General features: G+C 43.7%; 18 protein-coding genes. 6 read left to right on the top strand and 12 right to left on the bottom strand.

Annotation, left to right across the window (positions count from 1 at the left end):
* Positions 1-67: 67 nt before the first annotated feature.
* The 5 genes from IPP77_03120 to IPP77_03100 form a co-directional block, all read right to left on the bottom strand.
* Positions 68-403 carry a hypothetical protein gene (locus IPP77_03120; GenBank protein ID MBL0308695.1) on the bottom strand — a complete coding sequence of 112 codons (336 nt, stop codon included), beginning with the start codon at positions 401-403 and terminating at the stop codon, positions 68-70.
* Positions 404-494: 91 nt separating this feature from the next.
* Complete coding sequence (locus IPP77_03115; protein MBL0308694.1) at positions 495-752, bottom strand: hypothetical protein; 258 nt, start codon at positions 750-752, stop codon at positions 495-497.
* Between the two features lie 2 nt (positions 753-754).
* The gene (locus IPP77_03110) at positions 755-928 is read right to left on the bottom strand and encodes a hypothetical protein (GenBank protein ID MBL0308693.1); all 174 of its coding nucleotides are present in this window, start codon (positions 926-928) and stop codon (positions 755-757) included.
* A gap of 258 nt (positions 929-1186) precedes the next feature.
* A complete protein-coding gene (locus tag IPP77_03105) occupies positions 1187-2074 on the bottom strand; it encodes a T9SS type A sorting domain-containing protein (GenBank protein ID MBL0308692.1) in 888 nt (295 codons plus the stop codon).
* Positions 2053-2301, bottom strand: coding sequence for a hypothetical protein (locus IPP77_03100; protein ID MBL0308691.1), 249 nt, complete (start codon positions 2299-2301; stop codon positions 2053-2055). Before IPP77_03100 ends, IPP77_03105 begins: the two co-directional genes overlap by 22 nt.
* A 387-nt stretch (positions 2302-2688) precedes the next feature.
* On the opposite strand from IPP77_03100, the gene IPP77_03095 reads away from it, so the two are divergent.
* Positions 2689-3009, top strand: a complete 321-nt coding sequence (locus tag IPP77_03095; protein MBL0308690.1) for a fibronectin type III domain-containing protein — start codon at positions 2689-2691, stop codon at positions 3007-3009.
* Between the two features lie 151 nt (positions 3010-3160).
* Here the strand turns inward: IPP77_03095 and IPP77_03090 are convergent, their stop codons facing one another.
* Entirely contained in the window at positions 3161-4522 is a 1362-nt protein-coding gene (locus IPP77_03090) for a pyridoxal-phosphate dependent enzyme (protein MBL0308689.1), read from the bottom strand.
* A gap of 24 nt (positions 4523-4546) precedes the next feature.
* Positions 4547-5056 (bottom strand): YkgJ family cysteine cluster protein, encoded by a 510-nt coding sequence (locus IPP77_03085; protein ID MBL0308688.1) that lies wholly within the window; start codon positions 5054-5056, stop codon positions 4547-4549.
* A 186-nt stretch (positions 5057-5242) separates the two neighbouring features.
* On the opposite strand from IPP77_03085, the gene IPP77_03080 reads away from it, so the two are divergent.
* Positions 5243-7288, top strand: a complete 2046-nt coding sequence (locus IPP77_03080) for a gliding motility-associated C-terminal domain-containing protein (protein MBL0308687.1) — start codon at positions 5243-5245, stop codon at positions 7286-7288.
* Between the two features lie 119 nt (positions 7289-7407).
* On the top strand, positions 7408-9933 hold the full coding sequence (locus IPP77_03075) for a PKD domain-containing protein (GenBank protein ID MBL0308686.1): 2526 nt from the start codon (positions 7408-7410) through the stop codon (positions 9931-9933).
* Positions 9934-10007: 74 nt separating this feature from the next.
* Here the strand turns inward: IPP77_03075 and dnaE are convergent, their stop codons facing one another.
* From dnaE to trxB, 3 genes are all read right to left on the bottom strand, one after another.
* Positions 10008-13607, bottom strand: a complete 3600-nt coding sequence (gene dnaE / locus IPP77_03070; GenBank protein ID MBL0308685.1) for a DNA polymerase III subunit alpha — start codon at positions 13605-13607, stop codon at positions 10008-10010.
* A gap of 181 nt (positions 13608-13788) precedes the next feature.
* A complete protein-coding gene (locus IPP77_03065) occupies positions 13789-14340 on the bottom strand; it encodes a hypothetical protein (protein MBL0308684.1) in 552 nt (183 codons plus the stop codon).
* Positions 14341-14404: 64 nt separating this feature from the next.
* Entirely contained in the window at positions 14405-15346 is a 942-nt protein-coding gene (gene trxB / locus IPP77_03060; protein ID MBL0308683.1) for a thioredoxin-disulfide reductase, read from the bottom strand.
* Between the two features lie 138 nt (positions 15347-15484).
* Here trxB and IPP77_03055 point away from each other — a divergent pair, with 138 nt between their 5' ends.
* Together IPP77_03055 and IPP77_03050 are read left to right on the top strand one after the other, a co-directional pair.
* Positions 15485-15847, top strand: a complete 363-nt coding sequence (locus IPP77_03055) for a hypothetical protein (GenBank protein ID MBL0308682.1) — start codon at positions 15485-15487, stop codon at positions 15845-15847.
* Between the two features lie 79 nt (positions 15848-15926).
* Positions 15927-18749 carry a T9SS type A sorting domain-containing protein gene (locus IPP77_03050; GenBank protein MBL0308681.1) on the top strand — a complete coding sequence of 941 codons (2823 nt, stop codon included), beginning with the start codon at positions 15927-15929 and terminating at the stop codon, positions 18747-18749.
* A gap of 137 nt (positions 18750-18886) precedes the next feature.
* Here IPP77_03050 and IPP77_03045 read toward each other — a convergent pair whose 3' ends face one another.
* Positions 18887-19618 (bottom strand): polyprenol monophosphomannose synthase, encoded by a 732-nt coding sequence (locus IPP77_03045; GenBank protein MBL0308680.1) that lies wholly within the window; start codon positions 19616-19618, stop codon positions 18887-18889.
* A gap of 331 nt (positions 19619-19949) precedes the next feature.
* Between IPP77_03045 and IPP77_03040 the strand changes: the two genes are divergently transcribed.
* The gene (locus IPP77_03040) at positions 19950-20276 is read left to right on the top strand and encodes a hypothetical protein (protein ID MBL0308679.1); all 327 of its coding nucleotides are present in this window, start codon (positions 19950-19952) and stop codon (positions 20274-20276) included.
* 46 nt (positions 20277-20322) lie between these two features.
* On the opposite strand, the gene IPP77_03035 is transcribed toward IPP77_03040, so the two are convergent.
* Positions 20323-20529, bottom strand: a complete 207-nt coding sequence (locus IPP77_03035) for a hypothetical protein (protein ID MBL0308678.1) — start codon at positions 20527-20529, stop codon at positions 20323-20325.
* Positions 20530-20558: the final 29 nt, after the last annotated feature.

The raw sequence follows: 20558 nt of genomic DNA, 5'->3' as shown, positions 1-20558 counted from the left end.
TCAAAACAGAAAAGCCGCTTCTCTGAAGCGGCTTTTCTGTTTTATATCCATATCGAAGTATTTATACCTACTTCTTCTTCCGCAGACTATAATAAAACATGGAGATAGCCGGCAATCCACTGGTACTCAATCCTCCTACCACTTCCCAACCTTCGCTTTGAAGCTTGTTCACTCGTTTAATCAGTGGATTCAAATTAATACCCCAACGCGCATTCTGCAATTCCTCTCTTTCCACATCTGCCTGCTCAAACTTTTCGCCATTCATAGAAATGACTATTTGCGGCTTCGGCGTATCATAAAAATAACCTACGACCGCCAGATCATATTGTGCCTGTTGTGCGTGAAGCATAGAAAAACAGGCCAACGACATCAGGCCAGACAGTATTATGGTTTTTAGTTTCATTTTGATTTGTTTTGGTTATAAGTTATCGCCTTCGTGATGGCGGTTCGCAGAAATGCGATTTTGATTTATTGCGACGATCTTCGACCCATCTTTAGAATTTGCCGGCTGATTTCTTTACTATATATTTCTCAGGCGTATAGCAATTCTTTCTAAAGCCCTTTACAAACATCGCGCCTCTTGATTTTTGATTTTGAGCTGCGGTAGTAAAAGACCAACAATCAGCCAGTTTCAGGCGGCTTCCGTCCACGGCGGTCACATCAACCATCTCCACTCTCAATTCACCCCTCTTTGAAATAGTAACCGTTCCGGTAACAGGTGCATTTTTTGCAATAGCCACTTCGTCGTTCACTTTCACATCTTCAGCCACAACAAACTTGGCGGGGTACCCACTTTATTCTTTCCTTCTTTCAATTCTTCAGAAAGGATAATGCTTACCATCGTATTATACGGCACGGTGATGTCGCCAGACTGTGCTTTGGTAAGGGCATAAATGCATAGAAACAGGACGGTAAGTAAATTTTTCATGTTCTTTAAACTTGTTTTTGGTTAAATATTGATGCACACAAAAATAGTAAGCCTTTCTGTTCCTCAAAACCTGAAGCTGTGAATAATGTGTATTTGAGTGAAAGATATGAATACCTCGATTGAAAACGGAATTAATCAAAGCAATGATATTGTCATTGAACATTCAACATTCCAAACTCATCGCTGCTGAATAGACTACAAAAGTTTCTAAAACTTTTGTAGTTTATCATTCCCATTAAAGATTATAGACTCAACCCTTTACCTACTAATCACCACTCGTTTCAACACCGTCCTTTCGTTTTGATGGAACAAGAGAAAATAAATCCCGTCTTCCACCAAAGATAAATCCAGTTCCTGAACAGACTGCGTAATCTGAAAGATATTCATCTTTCTTCCCAACAAATCATACAGTTCCGCCCGAACAGGCAGCGGAATATCTTGAAGGTGAATGCTGACTCGTCCTGCGTTGGGATTGGGAGAAATCTGAATGAGTCTATCTGCTGGGTCTTCTTCGATACCCACAGTGCATCCATTAGGATAAGTACAATATGGGCTGGTTTCGGGTAACACCGTAATGACTTTAGTTATAGAAAACCTACAGCCTGCGCTATCCATCGTAAGTCTGACAGAATAGCCTCCAGGATTTATGGCGGTAAAGGGATTTGCTGGACAATACCAAGGTTCCACCGCGCAACCGGGTAGCTCCCATTCTGTTTTCCACACCCCTCCTTGTTTTTCTGAAGTGTTAGTGAAAGTAACAGTACAATTCTGGCAGACCGGATAAGGGATGTCAAAATCAACGTGGTTACTTACTCCATCTCGATATTTGATTTCCACTGTGTCTGATGCGAGACAACCAGAACTATTCTCCACTTTCACATAATATATTCCTGCTTGGCTGATAGTGATAAAAGAAGCGCTATCGCTATCGCCATATCCGTACCAGTGATAAAATTTACCCTGCTGTCCCCAGGTGGAGCCAGAAGTATAGGCAATAAGCAGAGCGTTACTATTGCAATCAAGGGAATCCGCTTGAGAAATGAGATTCACTTTCAACCACGCACTCTTCAACATAATCTCATTCGTCGTGCTATCATTTCCATCCACCACTTTCACCTGAATAGTTACATCTCCCGAATCGGGCATAGTAAAGATGGTAGAATCATTATCGCTGTTTGACAAAGAACCATTGCCCGTATAACTCCATTCATAAACCAAAAGTGAATCTGGTTGCGAAGCTCGGTTACGGTTGCCGAAAGATTTACCGAACCACCGGGACAAGCCACCGTTTTATCCGCAGTGATAGTCACCGAAAGGCTTTGAGCAGATGTAAAAGCTAAAAGGGAGAAGAGCAGCAGGTAAATGTGTTTCATAGGATTTGGTTTTATATGAAATGAATTTTAAGGTTTGAAAGTATAACTTCTTTCAGCGATTCCATCCCTTTGAGGGATGGAATCGCGCCTACCCCCCAAAAAAATGACACTATTATGACAATTCCCCATTTTTGGGTAATGCTTCGGGGCTTAGGTTTGCTTATGTTTTTGAAAAGTGGTAAAAAGCCCAAAAAAGCCTCAAAATGAACCCAAATCAGCCTTCTTTATCCATTCCGGCCTCAAAAGCAAATTTGCACAGAGGCCATGCAAATTTGCAAAAGGCTCATGCAAGTTTGCATGGAGGGCAAGCAAGTTTGCAAAGAAGGCAAGCAAGTTTGCAAAAGACTCATGCAAGTTTGCAAAGAGGGCAAGCAAATATGAAAAAGGGTGATGCAAATTTGCAAAGCAGCCATGCACGTTTGCAAAAGGGTGATGCAAGTTTGCAAAGAGGTCATGCACATTTGCACAGCGCCTGTGCAAATACGCTTTGCGTCCGGGCCAGTGTTATCACTAACCATCCAAAGGTGCTTGGTAAAACGAACACCCACCGCAGTAGCGGCGGAAATTGTAGCCTTCAAAACCGATACCCATCGCAAGACGACGCTTTCAGGCTTCACGTCTCAATTCAAATACACTGTCAGTGTGTATGCCGTGAATGATTTCGGCGCCAGTCTTGTTTGCGACCCTATCACGGTAACGACGTCGTAAATTTTACCAAACTCCATCAGAAGCTTCCTTATAGCAAGGGGTCAGTGGACCCCTTGTTGTAACTTTGTGTCATGACCCCTTGTTAATACAAAGCCTTTCGTAGAAATGCAGGAAGGAGATTCAACATTCAGCACTCATAATTCAACATTCATCAAGCCATTGCTTCTATCAAATCAAACTCGGTAATGATGTGCAAGGCACCGGAGTTGGCAAGCACCAACACGGCGGTATTATCTTTTGATATGAGTTTAGAGATTTCTGGAGCTGTTAAACTGAGGTCAACCAGTGGAAAGGGCTTGCCCATCACTTTGCCTACTTCGTCTTCTTTATGGGCAGCGTCTTCTATCAAGAGGCGCAGAATCTGGTGTTCGGTGATGCTGCCTAAGTTTTTGTTGCCTTCCATCACCGGTAGTTGGGTGATGTGCATTTCTTTCATCTTCTGGAAAACAGCCGCTACGGTTTCTTTTGGTTCGGCACAAATAATGTCGCGAATTTGTTTGCGCTCTATGATGGTCTTGGCGGTCAGCACTTCGTTGGTGAGGAAGCCGCGCTCTTTCATCCAACTGTCGTTATATATCTTGGCCACATAGCGGCTGCCGTGGTCGTGAAGGATAACAACGACTACATCATCTTTCTTGAATTTATCTTTCATCTGCATCAGCCCCTGCATCACAGTTCCGGCGCTGTAGCCACAGAAGAGACCTTCTTCCTTGGCTAATTTCCGCGCCATGATGGCTCCGTCTTTGTCCGTCACCTGTTCGATGTGGTCAATAAATTTCATGTCGTAGTTAGCCGGGATGAAGTCTTCGCCAATGCCCTCGGCAAAGTAGGGATATACTTCATTCATATCCAGTTCGCCGGTGTCGTGAAATTTCTTGAGCAAAGAACCATAGGCATCAATGCCCCAAACTTTAATATTAGGGTTCTTCTCTTTTAAATACATGGCCACACCCATAACGGTTCCTCCGGTGCCGATGGTCGTGATGTAGTGAGTTACCTTTCCTTCGGTTTGTTCCCATATTTCAGGACCGGTGCTTTCATAATGCGCGGCGCGGTTGCTGAGGTTGTCGTATTGATTCATGTGATATGAATTGGGAATTTCTTTGGCCAATCTTTTGGCGATAGAATAGTAAGAGCGCGGATCGTCGGGTTCTACATTCGTAGGACAAACGATGACTTCGGCACCCAAGGCGCGAAGTATGTCGAGTTTCTGTTTGGATTGTTTTTCGGTGGTGGTGAAGATGCACTTATATCCTTTCACTACGGAGGTGAGCGCCAGCCCCATACCGGTGTTGCCGGAGGTACATTCAATGATGGTTCCGCCGGGCTTTAGTTTTCCGTCGCGCTCGGCATCGAGTATCATTTTCAAACCGATACGGTCTTTAATGGAGTTTCCGGGGTTGAAATATTCCACCTTGGCCAGAAACAGACCGGGAATATCTTTAGTGAGCTTATTCAATTTAACCAAAGGAGTGTTTCCGATGGTTTCGATAATGTTGTTATAGTATTTCATCTGCTGTGTTTATTGTTTGGAGGTTTATAAATCTGCTTCGATTTGTTCTTTCAGTTTTTCAACCAGCACGAGGGTAGCGGGACAGTAAACCATATTTTGGGTATAGGTTTTTTCGGCAGCCTGATAGCGGAAATCTCTGCGGTTGAAGTGTGGAAAATCTGCACAATCTAAAGGGCGGATATCGTATATGGTGCACAGGTTGTCCTTGCCCAGAAATTGGCAGGGAATGCTTTGGTTGATAATATCTTTGTTTTTGTCAATGATCAGCCATTTATCAAAAAACTGCTTATAAGTCATTTTGAAGTGTTTGGCAATGCGCAATATATCCTTGCGGTTATAGGTGGGAGTCATCTTCTTGCAACAGTTGGCACACTCCATGCAGTTGATTTCTTTCCAGGTTTCTTTTTCGGCAATGTTTACCTGCTTTAAGAGGCCTTTAAAAGGCTTTTTCCCTAAACGGACTAAAAAGCGACCCAATTCCTTCTTTTTGCGCGACGCGCGACGCGTGTATTTTTGAATGTTTATTTCAGCCATAATTTATTTAAAAGAGCGCCGAAAATAATCATTCAGCTATAGTCCGCAAGAGTTCGGTTGGGTGTAAAAGTTTATATGGTTAGCAATTTGTTGCCCAAATTCTTTGTTTAATGGCGAAGGATTCTAATATTCGCAACCGATTTTAAGGACTGGTTTACAAACACGTATTCAACGCAAAAAATAATTATGAAAATGCTTTCTAAAGCCCTTTTGTTTTCTCTATTGATCATAGGATTTGGCACCACCACCCAGGCAGCCATTAACCGTATATCCATTAATCCACCTGTGGTAGGTTGTGCTGATACGTTCACCACTACTACCCTAATCGGGTCCTTGTATGCATGGGATTTTGGACCGAACTCTTATCCAAGCACCATGAGCAGCGCATTGCCCGCCGGGGGAACGGTATTTTTAACTCCCGGTTCGCGTACCGTAAAGGTGACGATCACCACTGGCGGTGGCCCGGTAGTAGAAACTTTAATAGTCAATGTCCTTGCAGGAACTGGCAGCGTCACGCTGACCGCTTTCCCAAGTCCGGTTTGTCAAGGGGTAACGACTACCTTTAGCGCAGGCGGGACTCAATATGCAGGCTACGCCTTCTTTATAAATGATACGTTGAAGCAGCTTTCGGCCAGCGATGCGTTTCAGGCGGTCCTAGGTTCTAATGACAGTGTTCGGGTATTTGGTTCTAATGGAGGTTGCTTTAGCAATGGCAGCGCCGCTATCCGCGCCAACCCATTGCCCGGGGCAGCTACATTGACCAGTTCAATTGCTAATGATACAATTTGTAGTGGCGAGTTGGTTGTTTTTACCGCTAACCCTGCAGGAGGAAATAAATATTTGTTTTATAACGGCGGTGCTCAGCAACAAGCGAACGCAACGAACACTTGGTCAACCACCCAATTAGGACAGGGAAATCAGGTCATTGTAATTGTTCAAGATGCCAATGGTTGCCAAAGTGCTTGGAGCAATATCGTTCGTACATTTGTAAAGCCTACCCCGATTATGGGACTTTCATACAGGGCAGGTATTTGTTATGGTGAAATAAATGGACAGGCTTCTGTCAATCCAACACAAGGCATTCCTCCTTATACATATCAGTGGAGCAATGGAAGCAGCAATGATACGGTGTATAACTTTTCAGCAGGGGCTTTTTCTGTGACGGTATCGGGCGCGAATAGTTGTTCGGTTACGGCATCAGGAGCGTTCATCCCTTCTACACAGATTTGGTACACTTCTATCTTGGACTTGCATCTTTGTGCCGAGCCGGCTTATGGAAATCTTTCGATTGTTGATACCGGAGGAACCGGTGGAGCAGGTTCACGTACTTATTCTTTAGAAGGCTTTGCCACTAATATGACCGGTCAGTTTAGCAATATCCCTCCGGGTAATTATAATTTCACCATCACAGATTCTGTTGGTTGTATGGGTAATGGAATTATCTCTATTCCACAGGGAGTTTCAAACGCTGAGTTCAACGTAAGGGTAGAGCCGGCATCGTGCAATGGAAATGACGGAGGCATCATCATCACCCCGGCAGATCCGCAGAGTGGAGTATTCCAGTTTGCACTAAACGGAGGTGGTTTTCAGTTTGATACAGCTTTTAGAAATCTTTCGGGCGGAGACTATACCATTAACATAAAGAATTTGGTTTTTGGTTGTACTTATACTGAAAGCGCTACAGTTCCTCAGCCAGACCAAATATCGGTGAATGCCAGCCCTGACTCCATCATTGGTGGACCGGGCGAAACACATCAGGTGACATTAACGGTAAGCGGAACAGAGGCTCCTTCCTATAATTGGTCGCCTGTAGAAGGACTCAGTTGCACAGATTGCGCTAATCCTATTATTACCACTTCGGTCAATACTGTTTACTATGTTACGGTGAGCGAAGGGGAAAGCGGAAATTGTGACGGTTACGACAGTATAGTGGTTATCATTGCGGGTGAGTTTGATATGCCTAATGCTTTTGCTCCGGGTGGAAATATGGCCCAAAACAAAACCTTCGGCCCTGTGTCTAATGGAACTGTAAATATCAACACCTTCCGTATCTATAACCGTTGGGGACAGTTGGTTCACAATGCCAACACCTTCTGGGATGGTAAATTTGGTAGCAAAGATCAACCAGTGGGTACCTATGTTTATTATATAGAGTTAGAGGTGCCAGATGCTAATTCACCGGGAGGCTCTAAAATCGAAAAGCGAAACGGCAACGTTACTCTAGTGCGATAACCTCGAACTACCCAATTCGGTCAAAGAAATATCTTCTGTGCCTTCCAACTTGTTGCGCACTTTTTGCATCTTATCTTTTAAAATGCGGATAAAGCACGTCTTCCTATACCTCTAAAGCTATGACCAAAACATTTCGAGTACTTCTGATTGCCCTGTTTGTTTTGGGATTCTGCACCTTCGGATTTAGCAACATCACTCATTCCGGCAACCCTACGATTGTCGGTTGTACGGATACGTTTACGACCTCTATCGTGGGAAGTTTCTATCAGTGGAGTTTTGGTCCAAATAGTAACCCAAGAAATTTTAGCAGCCCCACCCCCAAGGCAATCGCATTTTTTCTAACCCCGGGAAGTCATACTGTTCGGGTGATGGTCACGACCGCTGGCGGCCCCGTTGGAGACTCACTGACTTTTAACGTCAACGCCTCGGCTACCAACATGACTCTTACCTCTTTCCCTACCCCTGTTTGTGCTGGAACGCCAACTACATTTTCGGCTGGCAGTGGGTTCGCTGCTTATGCTTTTTTCCTGAATGATTCGCTTATTCAGTTGTCCTCTTCTAGTGCCTATCAGGGCAATCTGGCAGCAGGCGATAGTGTACGAGTGTTTGGCAGTAACGGAGGCTGTTTCAGTAATGCGAGCAATACAATCAAAGCTAACCCGCTTCCAGCTGCGGCCACTATAAGTAGTTCAATTGCGAATGATACGATATGTAGTGGAGATTTGGTCGTGTTTTCTGCGACGCCACCAGGTCAAGGCACGTATCTTTTTTATAATGGAGGTTCGCAACAACAATCTTCGGTTTCTAATACTTGGACTACGACCCAATTAGGACAAGGTAATCAGGTAATTGTGTTGGTAAAAGATGCCAATGGATGCACCAGCGGATGGAGCAATGTTATTAAAACAACAGTCAAACCTACTCCTCAAATTAATAGTTCAGCTTCTACGACCGGCATTTGCCAAGGAGAATCTATTACGATTTCTGTAAGCACCGCTCAGCCTCCCAGCCCTACTTCCTATGATTTCAAAGTCAATTCAGTCTCTGTGCAAAATACGGCCAGTGTCACTTACACCTCCACTGGCTTTAATAATAATGATACGGTAGTAATTACTGGTTCCTTGGACGGATGCAATAGCGCGCCTACACCACCTATCATTATTAGTGTCAGTCCCATTCCTGCTATCACGATTACCAGTAGCGCAGATTCCATCTGTCAGGGAAGCCCCGTTACCTTTACGGCCTTGCCTGCCGGTTATACCACTTATATTTTCTCTAATGGGGGCACGGTTCTTCAAAGTAGTGCATCCAATACCTATACATCTTCCAGTTTGAATGATGGTGCGGCCATTACCTGCGTGGCGGATAATCAGGGTTGTTCGGGATTGCCAAGTAATGAAATAGTTATAGCGGTTTCTCCTGCTCCTATTGTAAATGCCGGAAATGATGATGGTATTTGCATTAATAATCCGGCAGATTCTTTAACTGGTTTTTCTCCTGCGGGCGGGGCTTGGAGTGGTACCGGCATCAGTGATCCAAGTGGCATTTTTGATCCAGCCGTTGCCGGTGTAGGTGCGCATATCCTTAGCTATTCCTTCACGGACCCAAATAATGGCTGTCCAGCCAGCGACAGCAAAACGTTCACCGTAAATGGGCTACCGCAAATAACCGCTCCCTCCCCAGTGAATATTTGTGGTGAACCTGCACAGTTAAATGCCAGTGGAGGTACAACTTATTCCTGGAGCCCAACGGGTAGTTTGAATAATCCAAATATCTCGAATCCGGAAGCAACACCAACACAAACGACGGATTACGTGGTTACCGTTACGGATAATAATGGCTGTAAAGATTCAGCAACCGTTACAGTCAATGTTAATCCAACACCTGTTGCGTCTTTCACGTATACACCCGTTTGTACCGGAATGCCCTCTTCATTTATAAATACTTCCACACCGGCAACCGGTAATAGTTATGTATGGGACTTTGGAGATGGAACTACGTCAAACGTAGATAATCCAACACATACCTATAACTCTGGAGGAAGTTATACAGTCATCTTGACGGCTCATTTAGGAACTTGTAGCCATATTGCGACTCAGACCGTAACGGTTTACTCAGGAGCAAAGGCCAGTTTTGATGCTACTCCTCTGACGAGCTATAGTGATGAATCTTCTCCAATCAACTTTAATAATCAATCTACCAACTCTGATAGCTGGGTATGGGATTTTGGAGATGGCAACTCATCTACCCAACGATCACCATCACATACCTATACGTCTCCCGGAGTTTATACCATAGTGCTCGTAGCTGCCAATCAATATGGTTGTGACGACACCTTCACCAGAATCAACTATATCACCATTTATCAGAATGCACGAGTATTTGTGCCAAATGTATTCTCTCCAAATGGGGACGGCGCTAATGATTTATTCCTAGTTTATGCCTTGGGTACGCGGTATGCCGAGGTTAGCGTTTTTGATAGAGTTGGCGAAAAGGTATATGAGTCTAATGATGTTAATGAAGGGTGGGACGGAACCTATAAAGGCAAGCCGGCACCTTTGGGCGTTTATGCCTATTCCGTTAAGGTAGTATTCGATGATAATACCACCCGTTATTTGAAAGGAAGCGTGACGCTGATTAAGTAATCTAATAATCAATCAAACTTCGGAGCTCGAAGATTTCGTCTGTCCTTATGACTTCTATTTCAAAGTCTTCATTCCTAATTGAGTGAGTAAGTTACATACTTATGGTCTAATTCCTTGAGCAGTTCATTGCTCAGTTCAATAGAGTTGTTAGATGAGTTCAGCCCGACAGACAACCCCTCTTCTAGGTCAATAAACTTCATGCGCATTTTGGTGTTTCCGGGATATTTAGAAATAATAGCTTGTAAATCTGCCATGAGTTTATCGTTGAGGTCGGAGGCAATCAATTCAATCGTAAAGCTTTTGGTGAACTTGTTTCTGATGTCAGAGAGCAGTTCAATGTGGATGATTTTAAACTCATACTCTTTGCCGTCCCATCGCGTTTGATACTTGCCGTTGATGTGCAACAAAGCACCGGGTGTTTCGATAAAGGTTTTGAAATTGAGATAGTCCTTCCCAAACAAAGCGAGGCTGTAAGTCCCATCAAAATCCTCGATAGTAAATCGGCAATACTGATTTCCGTTTTTAGAATATTTGGTTTCGGTAGAGGTAACGATACCAGCTATTTTTAATTCCTTGTCCTTCTTTTTATCAATATCATTCAGTTTACAATTGGTAAAGGTTTGAATCTCTAGGCGGTAATCATCCAGCGGATGGCCACTGATATAAACGCCGGTGACCTCTTTTTCTTTTTTTAGCTTTTCGAGTAAACTCCACTCCTCGCAGCCCACAGATATAGGTTCGGCAATATCAAAGCCGCCTCCGGCATCACCAAAAAGAGAATTTTGTTGTGCCCCTGTGTTGGTCTGAACACTACTCCCGTATTTCAAAGCCTTTTCAATCAGACTCATTTTGTCTTTAATATCAGGTTCGAAATATTGTGCCCGATGATATTCAGCAAAACAATCGAAGGCACCTGCATAAGCGAGTGCCTCAACCGATTTCTTATTCACCGATCGGAGGTTTACCCGCTTGGTGAACTCATAAATCGTTTTAAAAGCACCATTTTTCTCTCTTTCTGAAACAATAGCTTCTACCGCGGCATCGCCTACTCCTTTGATAGCGGATAGTGCATAGCGGATCTCTCCTTTTTTGTTAACCGAGAAACGAATGTCGCTTTCGTTGATATCCGGCCCCTTAACCGGAAGGCCCATCCGCTTGCACTCTTCCATAAAGAAGGTGATTTTATCTATGTTCCCTTGGTTGTTGGAAAGCACAGCGCTCATATACTCCGCCGGATAATTGGCTTTTAGATAAGCTGTTTGGAACGCCACGAAAGCATAGCAGGTGGAGTGTGATTTATTGAAGGCATATTGAGCGAAGGCTTCCCAGTCGGTCCAAATTTTTTCCAAAGATTTATCAGCCAGCCCGTTCGACAAAGACCCCTCCATGAATTTACTCTTCATTTTGTCGAGCGTCTTTCTATCCTTCTTCCCCATCGCTTTGCGCAACACATCGGCATCTCCCTTGCTGAATCCTGCCAACTTTTGTGACAGAAGCATCACCTGCTCTTGATATACGGTTATGCCATAGGTGTCTTTCAAATACTCCTCCATTTCTGGAAGGTCATAGCTGATCTGTTCTTTACCATGTTTCCGAAGTATAAAGTTTGGAATATAAGCGATAGGACCCGGACGATAGAGTGCATTCATCGCAATAAGGTCATCAAATTTATCAGGCTTTAATTCTTTGAGATACTTCTGCATTCCGGCACTTTCAAATTGGAATGTGCCGTTAGTTTCGCCGTGTTGGTATAATTCAAATGTTTTGGCATCATCCAAAGGAATAGTATCAATGTCTATCTCAACACCGTGGTTTTTCTTAATCAGTTTTAAAGCATCTCGAATAATAGTCAGAGTCTTTAAACCCAAAAAGTCCATCTTGATAACGCCTGCGTCTTCAATCACTTTTCCCTGATATTGGGTCAAATAAAGGTCGGTTTCTTTAGAAGTAGCAACCGGCAGTATATCGGTGATATCAGTCGGCGCAATGATGATTCCGGCAGCATGAACACCGGTACCGCGCACACCGCCTTCTAAAACTTCTGCCTCGTGCAATACTTTGCTTCCCAGATCATCTTTAGCATAAACTTCACGAAGCTTTTTGACATCCTCAATTTCTTCGGATGATAGGGATTCTTTCTTCTTCAACCCTCCATCTCCTTCAATGTCGGCATGGAGTAGCCGGTTTAATTCCATCCCGGGTTTGTCCGGAACTAATTTTGTCAGAGCAAGAGATTCATTCAAAGGAAGGTCAAGCACCCGTGCCACGTCCTTGATGCTGACCTTGGCCGCCATGGTGCTATAGGTAACAATCTGCGCCACCTGATTCCTGCCATATTTTTTCACCACATAGTCAATCACCTTATCGCGACCTTCATCATCAAAGTCAGTGTCTATATCGGGCATTGACTTTCGGTCTGGATTCAAGAAACGCTCGAAGAGTAAATTATAAGCAATGGGATCAATGTTGGTGATGCCTATACAATAAGCAACTACACTTCCTGCTGCTGAACCTCTGCCCGGCCCAATGACCACACCTAAATCCCTACCGGCTTGAATAAAGTCTGCAACTATCAGGAAGTACCCGGCAAAACCCATCGTCTTGATGGTGAATAACTCGAAGTTCAACCGGTCCTCCACTTCGGGACTAATTTCTTTATACCGCTTCTTGGCACCTTCAAAGGCCAGATGTTTCAAATATTCCCATTGATTAAGTACACTGTCCTGATGTATTTGATATTCTTTTGGGATAGGGAAATTAGGCAGCATGATGTCCTGCTTCAATTTGAGTGTTTCCACTTTACCTAAAATGTCATGCGTGTTATCAAGGGCTTCGGGCAAATCACTAAATAGTGCTGCCATTTCTGCCTGCGTTTTGAAATAGAATTGGTCATTGAAGAAGGCGAAGCGTTTGCCTTTTTGCTGGGTATCATCATCCGAGAACTCTTTGAAGGTTGGAGTGCTTTGCTTTTCGCCTGTGTTAATACAAAGAAGAATATCGTGGGCGTTGCTGTCTTTCTGGTCAACGTAGTGGGAATCGTTAGTCGCAATGACTTTCACCTTATATTCTTTTGCAAACTTCAACAGAACCTCATTCACCTTGTCCTGTTCGCCCATTCCATGACGCTGCAATTCGATATAATAGTCTTCACCAAACAAATCATACCACGATTCAAATACCTTTCTTCCTTCTGCTTCTCCCTTCTTTAAGATAGCTTGAGGAACTTCTGCCCCAATGCAACAAGTAGTGGCAATCAGGTTTTTGTGGTACTTTAAAATAAGTTCTTTATCCACGCGCGGGTATTTGCCATACATACCCTCCGTGTATCCCAGAGAACAAAGCTTCACCAGATTTTTATACCCGTCTGCATTCTTCGCAATCAATAACTGATGAAAACGTTTGTCCTTATCTTCTTTGGTGAAAGTCTTTTTCTGTCTATCAGCGACCAAATAGAATTCACATCCTACAATTGGCTTTATAGAACTTCCGTCCGCAAGTTTATGCTTGGTGGCTTCGGCGACAAAATCAAAGACGCCGAACATATTGCCGTGGTCGGTAATCGCTAAGCCTTTCATTCCATCTTTAGCTGCTTTGGCATACATACCTGAAATAGAAGCTGCGCCATCCAAAAGTGAATACTGGGTATGTGAGTGGAGATGTATAAATTCAGGCATGTCTAGAAATTAAAAGTTAGAAATTAGAAGCCGGAGAACCGACAACTAATCGCGAAACTAATGAAACAGGAGGAGGGAAAAGAGTGTTGTGGAAAAGTTGTGTAGTGCTTATTTTCTTTAGCAATCTTCTGTTGCAGATTTTCAAAGGTTTCCATCGGATTTTCAACACTTTGAGTATTCGTCATCCAATCGGGAAGGCTTCACCCGGATTGGATGAGTATTCGTTGATAACGGTAGCGCCTCCTTCTTTTTTAGGAATAAGTGACCAACGAGAAACAAGTTGCTCTATGCGAACCACGTCAGATTCCTCTCGAATATATTTGGGCTCGGATGTTTGAGTCAATGTAATGACTCCACTTGCAGGATTCTTTTCGATTTTTACCCGAATTACACAATCTCTATTTTTCACAGGCCACGGAGCATCAAAATATAGGTAAGCTATAAATTCGTTGTCATTCAAACGAGCTAGCAGGCGGGACTTTCCGCAACGAGGTACCCAAGATTTATAATTGTCAAAATCTGTAAGCGTAAGAAGCATTTGCTCCGGAGTCGCGGCTACCTGCATCACTGCCTTCGAATCCCGCAGTTTACCCCAAATGCTTTTCTTGGTAAACACCTTGATTCCTTGCTTTTCGCGCTGATAAATCCATGACTCATTTTGCTTCTGGAGGACAAAAGACCCAGTCAAAACGAAAACAAGAAACAGGACAAGAAAACGGTAAACCAGATTCATAATATAAACGTAATTAAAAAAACGCAATTCTTCATTCTTTATTGTACTCGACTACTTCTACCTATTAATGAATGCCGTGTGCGCTCAACCATCTTTCTGCTTCCAACGCGGCCATACAACCCGTCCCTGCGGCAGTCACCGCCTGACGAAATGTTTTGTCCTGTAAGTCGCCACATGCAAAGACGCCTTCTACATTGGTCTTGGTAGAATCTGGTGCCGTAAGAACATACCCTTCTTTATCCGTCTTAATGAAATCTTTGAATACCTCCGAGTTTGGCTGATGACCAATAGCGACAAAAAAACCCGAAATAGGAATAGTAATCTTCTCTCCTGTTTTGTTATTGTGGATTCTTACCGACTCTACTACATTTTCTCCCAGAATCTCATCGGTTTCGCTATTCCAATAGACCTGAATATTCTTTGTATTCTGCACCCGATCCTGCATAATTTTACTGGCCCTCATTTCATCGCGGCGAATAATCATGTGAACCTTGGTGCAAAGTTTGGCCAAGTATATTGCCTCTTCACAGGCGGTGTCTCCTGCTCCTACAATGGCCACTTCTGTTCCTTTATAAAAGAAGCCATCGCAAACCGCACAGGCACTCACTCCGGAACCATTCAATCGTTTTTCACCGGGCAGCCCTAACCATTTAGCTTCTGCACCGGTCGCTAATATCACTACATCTGCTTCAATTATCTTCTCATCGTCAATCCAAACCTTTTTAGGACTAACAGAAAAAGCAACCTTAGTTGCCATGCCAAAACGGATGTCTGTTCCGAAACGCTCAGCCTGCTTTTTAAAATCCTCCATCATCTCAGGCCCTAAAACGCCATCTGCATACCCCGGATAGTTTTCTACATCGGTTGTATTCATTAATTGCCCCCCCTGAAGTAATCCGGTGTACATCATAGGCTTGAGGTTAGCACGAGCAGCATAAATCGCAGCAGTGTAGCCGGCTGGCCCCGATCCGACAATTAAGCAATGTATTCTTTCAGGTTTATCCATATTATTTCACGTTAAAAAGAGGGGCGAAAATAATCAGACCGGGGATATTCCCTTTGTTATTAATCAACAAGTGTTGCTGAGTAGCCAAATATTTAATTATTTAACGTTAAGCCTTATTTTTTCCCTTACTTTTATCCTGTGCTTTTAATCAAAAATTATGTTTTGTTGCTCTTGCTCTTTATGGCAGGTTGTATGGAAGATTCTAAATTAAATAATCGGACAGATTTTAATGACGACAATTATTTGGAAGAAACTCCAATTATACTGGACGGAGCTATTACACCTTCTGCCGATGCCTCCGCTTTACCTGATTCGTTAGATGAGGATGGCAATATCATTACGAGGCACAAAGATTATTTCGATCCAGCTACCGGACTATTGAATAATAATTTTCAAGAGATTGATTTAGACGTTATTAAAGACAATCCTGCCGGAGATTTTAACCTTCCGGCGGTAGATGGATATCCTTCTAGTGAAGGTAGCGATAACCCGACCGATTGATTTTCCTCTATTTCCGGCATCTAACATTCGCTGAGTTTCAAAAATTTATTTTTGGATCGTTCTATCCTTCAACAGAATTATGAAAAAATACCTATTAGCTTTCACGGTACTTGGATTCTCTCTCTTCTATACTCTTTGGATGGCGCAATCATCCTTTTCGTTTAAAGAAAACAGACAGTCATTGAATGCCGCAGAAATGCCGGATGATCGCGAAGGTTTAGCCCAATATAATTATGAACGCTTGCGCGATCCTAAAACCGGAGAAATTCCAATAAACATTCGACGACAAGAACTTTTGTTTGTTACATCTTTGCCACAGCGTAATGCGGCATCAAGAAGTACGGAATGGCAAAATCGGGGACCCTATAATCTGGGGGGAAGAACTAGGGCGTTGTCCTTGGATATAACCGATGAAGACATCATTCTGGCCGGGCAGGTTTCTGGTGGTATGTGGCGAAGTACTGATGGAGGAGCCAGCTTTTCCAAAACTACGGCTCCCCTTCAATTGCACTCTACTACCTGCGTAGCACAAGACAAAAGAATTGGCAAAACAGATACCTGGTATTATGGTACCGGTGAAGAATATGCCATTGTCAGTGCTTCTAGTTTTTCTGCTCGGTTCTCAGGCGATGGAATTTTCAAATCAATCAACGGAGGGAAAAATTGGACCCAACTTCCTTCTACTATTTCAAATACCCCCACTACCTTAGAGAGTAAAAGAGATTTTGACTTTGTATGGGAAATAGCTACCAACCCTGCAAACAGCAATGAAGATGAAGTCCTTGCCGCAGTTATCAACGGCATTTGGCGAAGTACAGACGGTGGAATTAGTTGGACATCCGTCCTGGGACTTGATACCGCGGTCGCGGGAATATCTATGTACACAGACGTAGCAATAACCTCTACTGGGGTTATGTATGCTACGATATCAAAAGAAAACATCAGTGAATCATCCGGAGGAATCTACAGAAGTACCGATGGAGTAAATTGGACCAACATCACACCCATCGGATTTGCAGGCTCTTATAGTCGCATTGAAATTGGCATTGCACCCAGTGATGAATCGCAGGTATATTTTATTGCTCAAACACCCGGGGTGGGCGCAACTGGTCACAGTCTTTGGAAGTATCACTACCTTTCCGGAGATGGAAGTTCAACCGGTGGGCAATGGATTAATCGGACCAACAATATCCCAAATGACCATTGCTTTACTTGGGATAACTTTGATGTTCAGAAATTCAATTCGCAAAGTTCCTATAATCTGCTCGTGGTGGTTCATCCGCTCGACACAAACATTGTGATTATAGGCGGAACCAATCTTTACCGCTCTTATGATGGCTTCTCCTCTCCTATTTATGATTGGGTGGGCGGCTATCGTTGCGATACTGCTTTGAGCTTTTCTGGTTACAGTTATCCCAATCACCATTCGGATGAACACAAACTTCTATTTCTTCCATCCAACCCGTCGGTGGCCATTTCGGGAAGCGATGGCGGTGTGATTAAATCAGAAAATATTCTTGCACCCACCGTTGCCTGGAGTTCTCTCAACAACGGATATAACACCGGGCAGTTTTACACTTGTGCAATCGAACCGGGCAATACTACTAGCGAAGTCATTGTTGGAGGTTTGCAGGACAACGGAACTTATTTTACCAATACAGCGGATTACAAGCAACCTTGGGCAAAGGTGTTTTATGGTGATGGCTCATACTGTGCTATAGCGCATAACAAATATTATCCAAGTCCAAAAGGTACTGAAAAGAAAAGCGAATTGATTTACTACTTGAGCTGGCAGAATGGCAAACTTTACAAATTGACATTAGGAGATAATGGCGAACAACTCCGAAGAACCCGCATTGACCAGAAAGGCGGCGGCGGATACGGATTCATCAATCCCTTTATTCTCGACCCGCTGGATGATAACGTGATGTATGTATCAGGGAACGTCATCCGTCGAAACGATTCCTTGAACTACATTCCCATAACGGAGAACGAAAAACTGCCTATCACTCAAGGATGGAAAACACTTCAGGGCAGCAGCATGGGCAATAGCATTTTTGCTCCCAAAATTTCTTCCTTAGACATCAGCGAAGCCAATACCGATCTGCTCTACTTTGGGACTTCTGACGGGCAGGTATTTAAAATCTCTGGCTGTAAAACAAATGTGGCGGCAAGCAGACAAGGCATCACCGGTACCGACTTCCCAACTGGCGCCTACGTTAGCTGCGTGGAAGCGGACCGGTTAGATTCCAACAGAGTGCTGGTTACTTTTTCTAACTACGGAGTAAGAAGTGTCTTTTATACGATTGATGGCGGAGCCTCTTGGATGGACGTAAGCGGCAATCTGGAACAGAATCCGGATGGGACGGGTAACGGCCCCGCAGTATTCTGGGGGCATATTTATAACGACGGAACCACCCTCCGCTATTTTGTAGGAACCAGTACCGGATTATACTCCACCGACCTATTGAAAGGCACACAAACTATCTGGACGCAAGAGGGCGCCAACACTATCGGCAATGTAAACGTCAACATGATTACCTCCCGCACTTTCGACAACACCATCGTGGTGGCCACCCACGGAAACGGTATTTATTCCAACAAGATATTTACTCCATCTTCAATAAAGGAAGATCCAACAAATATTCTGTCTATCAATTATTATCCAAATCCTTTCCATCATGCTACTTCAATGAAAAGAAATGATGGAGATGGAGGGGAGGTTTATGCCGATGTATTTGATCTAAATGGAACGCTATTGAAAAGAATTCCAAAAACGAGCGGCAAGCAGTTGATTTGGGATGGCAAAAACTCATCAGGGAATGATGCCCCGATAGGCATATACCTTATCAAAACCTATGTGGGAAACAAAAGCGCCATCACACGGGTGATGAAACTATAACTATCTCGTGTGTTACGAGAAAATTAGTGCCATCCAAAACAATATCCAAACGAGTAGAGATATCCACTTCATAATTGCGTATTTATATATAGGATACGCAGAAGCAGTGGCAGAGTTGTCAATCTCAGCCTTGTAAATTATTTCCGATAGTCTGTGTAAAAACTTTGCAATTGAATCAGCAGTACGCCCGCAAATCCTTCTTTAATGATATGGCGGCTCATTTTTGAAACGCCCTCCACTCTTTCGGTAAAAATGATCGGAATTTCCTTCAACCGAAAGCCCAATTTCTTGGCAATGAACTTCATTTCAATCTGAAAAGCATAGCCCACGAACGTAATTTTATTGAGGTTTATAGTATCAATCACCTTCCTTGTATAACAAACAAAGCCCGCCGTAGTGTCGCGGATACCTATCCAAGTAATCAGGTTTACATACCAAGACGCAATGCGCGAAATCCAGATACGGTCTGCCGGCCAATTTACAAAGCCTCCTCCCTTCACATATCGTGAACCAATAGCCACATCAAAGCCCTCCTTCGCGCAGGTTTCATACAGCCGCACCAAGTCAGCCGGTGGATGGCTAAAGTCACAATCCATTTCAAAAATATATTGGTAGTCCCGCTCTAAAGCCCATTTGAAACCGGCAATGTATGCTGTGCCTAAGCCCAATTTCCCGGCTCGTTCCAGCAGAAACAATTGTTCGCCAAACTCCTGTTGCAGTTCTTTCACCTTTGCAGCTGTCCCATCGGGCGAGCCATCATCAATAATCAACAAATGAAAAGCTTTGGGCAAGGAAAACACCGTCCGAATCATTCGTTCGATGTTGCCTATTTCATTATAGGTAGGGATGATGACTAGGCTATCGCTCAAGGGGATGAATTGAAATGGTGGATTTTGAATGACAAAAGTAATTTTTGAAGCCGCTTTTCAGAACCCTTTAGGATGTTTTAATGTTTCAAAGAAACCCGCTTCCACATAGCCCACGGTTTAAACCTTTTAATAAACTACAAAAGTCTCAAAGACTTTTGTAGTTTGAACTCCTTGGCATAGTTTGCGCTTAAGCCGAAATAAGCGTCCTACCCTTTGGTTTTTTGAATGCAGCTATAAGCTCCAATCCTTGTAGGCCGTAGGCAAATAACCTACGACCAGTTAGGGATGATTGCGCGCTTCCACATAGCCCACGGTTTAAACCGTGGGCTATGTGGAAGGTTTTTGTTTGATTTTTAATGAAAAAATGGTGGTTTTTGATAAAAAATGGGGATTTGGCACTGTGAACCTGATTTTCGGAGGTCCTGGAAACGATATTGGTTGCTCGGGAAACGACTTTCCATGTTCGGGAAACGACATTCCATGTACGGGAAACGACATTGCTTGCCCGGGAAACGACTTCCCACGTGCGGGAAACGACATTGCTTGCCCGGGAAACGACTTTCCACGTGCGGGGAACGACATTGCTTGCCCGGGAAACGACTTCCCTTGTGCGGGGAACGACATTCCCAGTGCGGGAAGCCTCATCGCTTCAATATAACCCACGGTTTAAACCGTGGGCTATGTGGAAGGTTTCTGTTTGATTTTTAATGAAAAAATGGGGTTTTGATTGAAAGCGCACCTGTTTTGGCCTTATTCACAGCCATCTTTGCCTCATTGACAGTCGTCTTGGCGATATTGACGGTCAACTTTCCCTTATTGACGTACATCTTTGCCTCTTTGACGAACAACTTCCCCTTATTGACGTTCATCTTTGCCTCATTGACGGACAACTTTTCGACATCAACAATCATCCGCGCGTCTTTAACGACGCACTTTGCAG

It is taken from the genome of Bacteroidota bacterium (assembly GCA_016722375.1).
GTDB lineage: Bacteria > Bacteroidota > Bacteroidia > Chitinophagales > LD1 > Bog-950.
The sequence above is the reverse complement of the archived record's forward strand: the minus strand, read 5'-3'. Positions and strand labels throughout refer to the sequence as shown.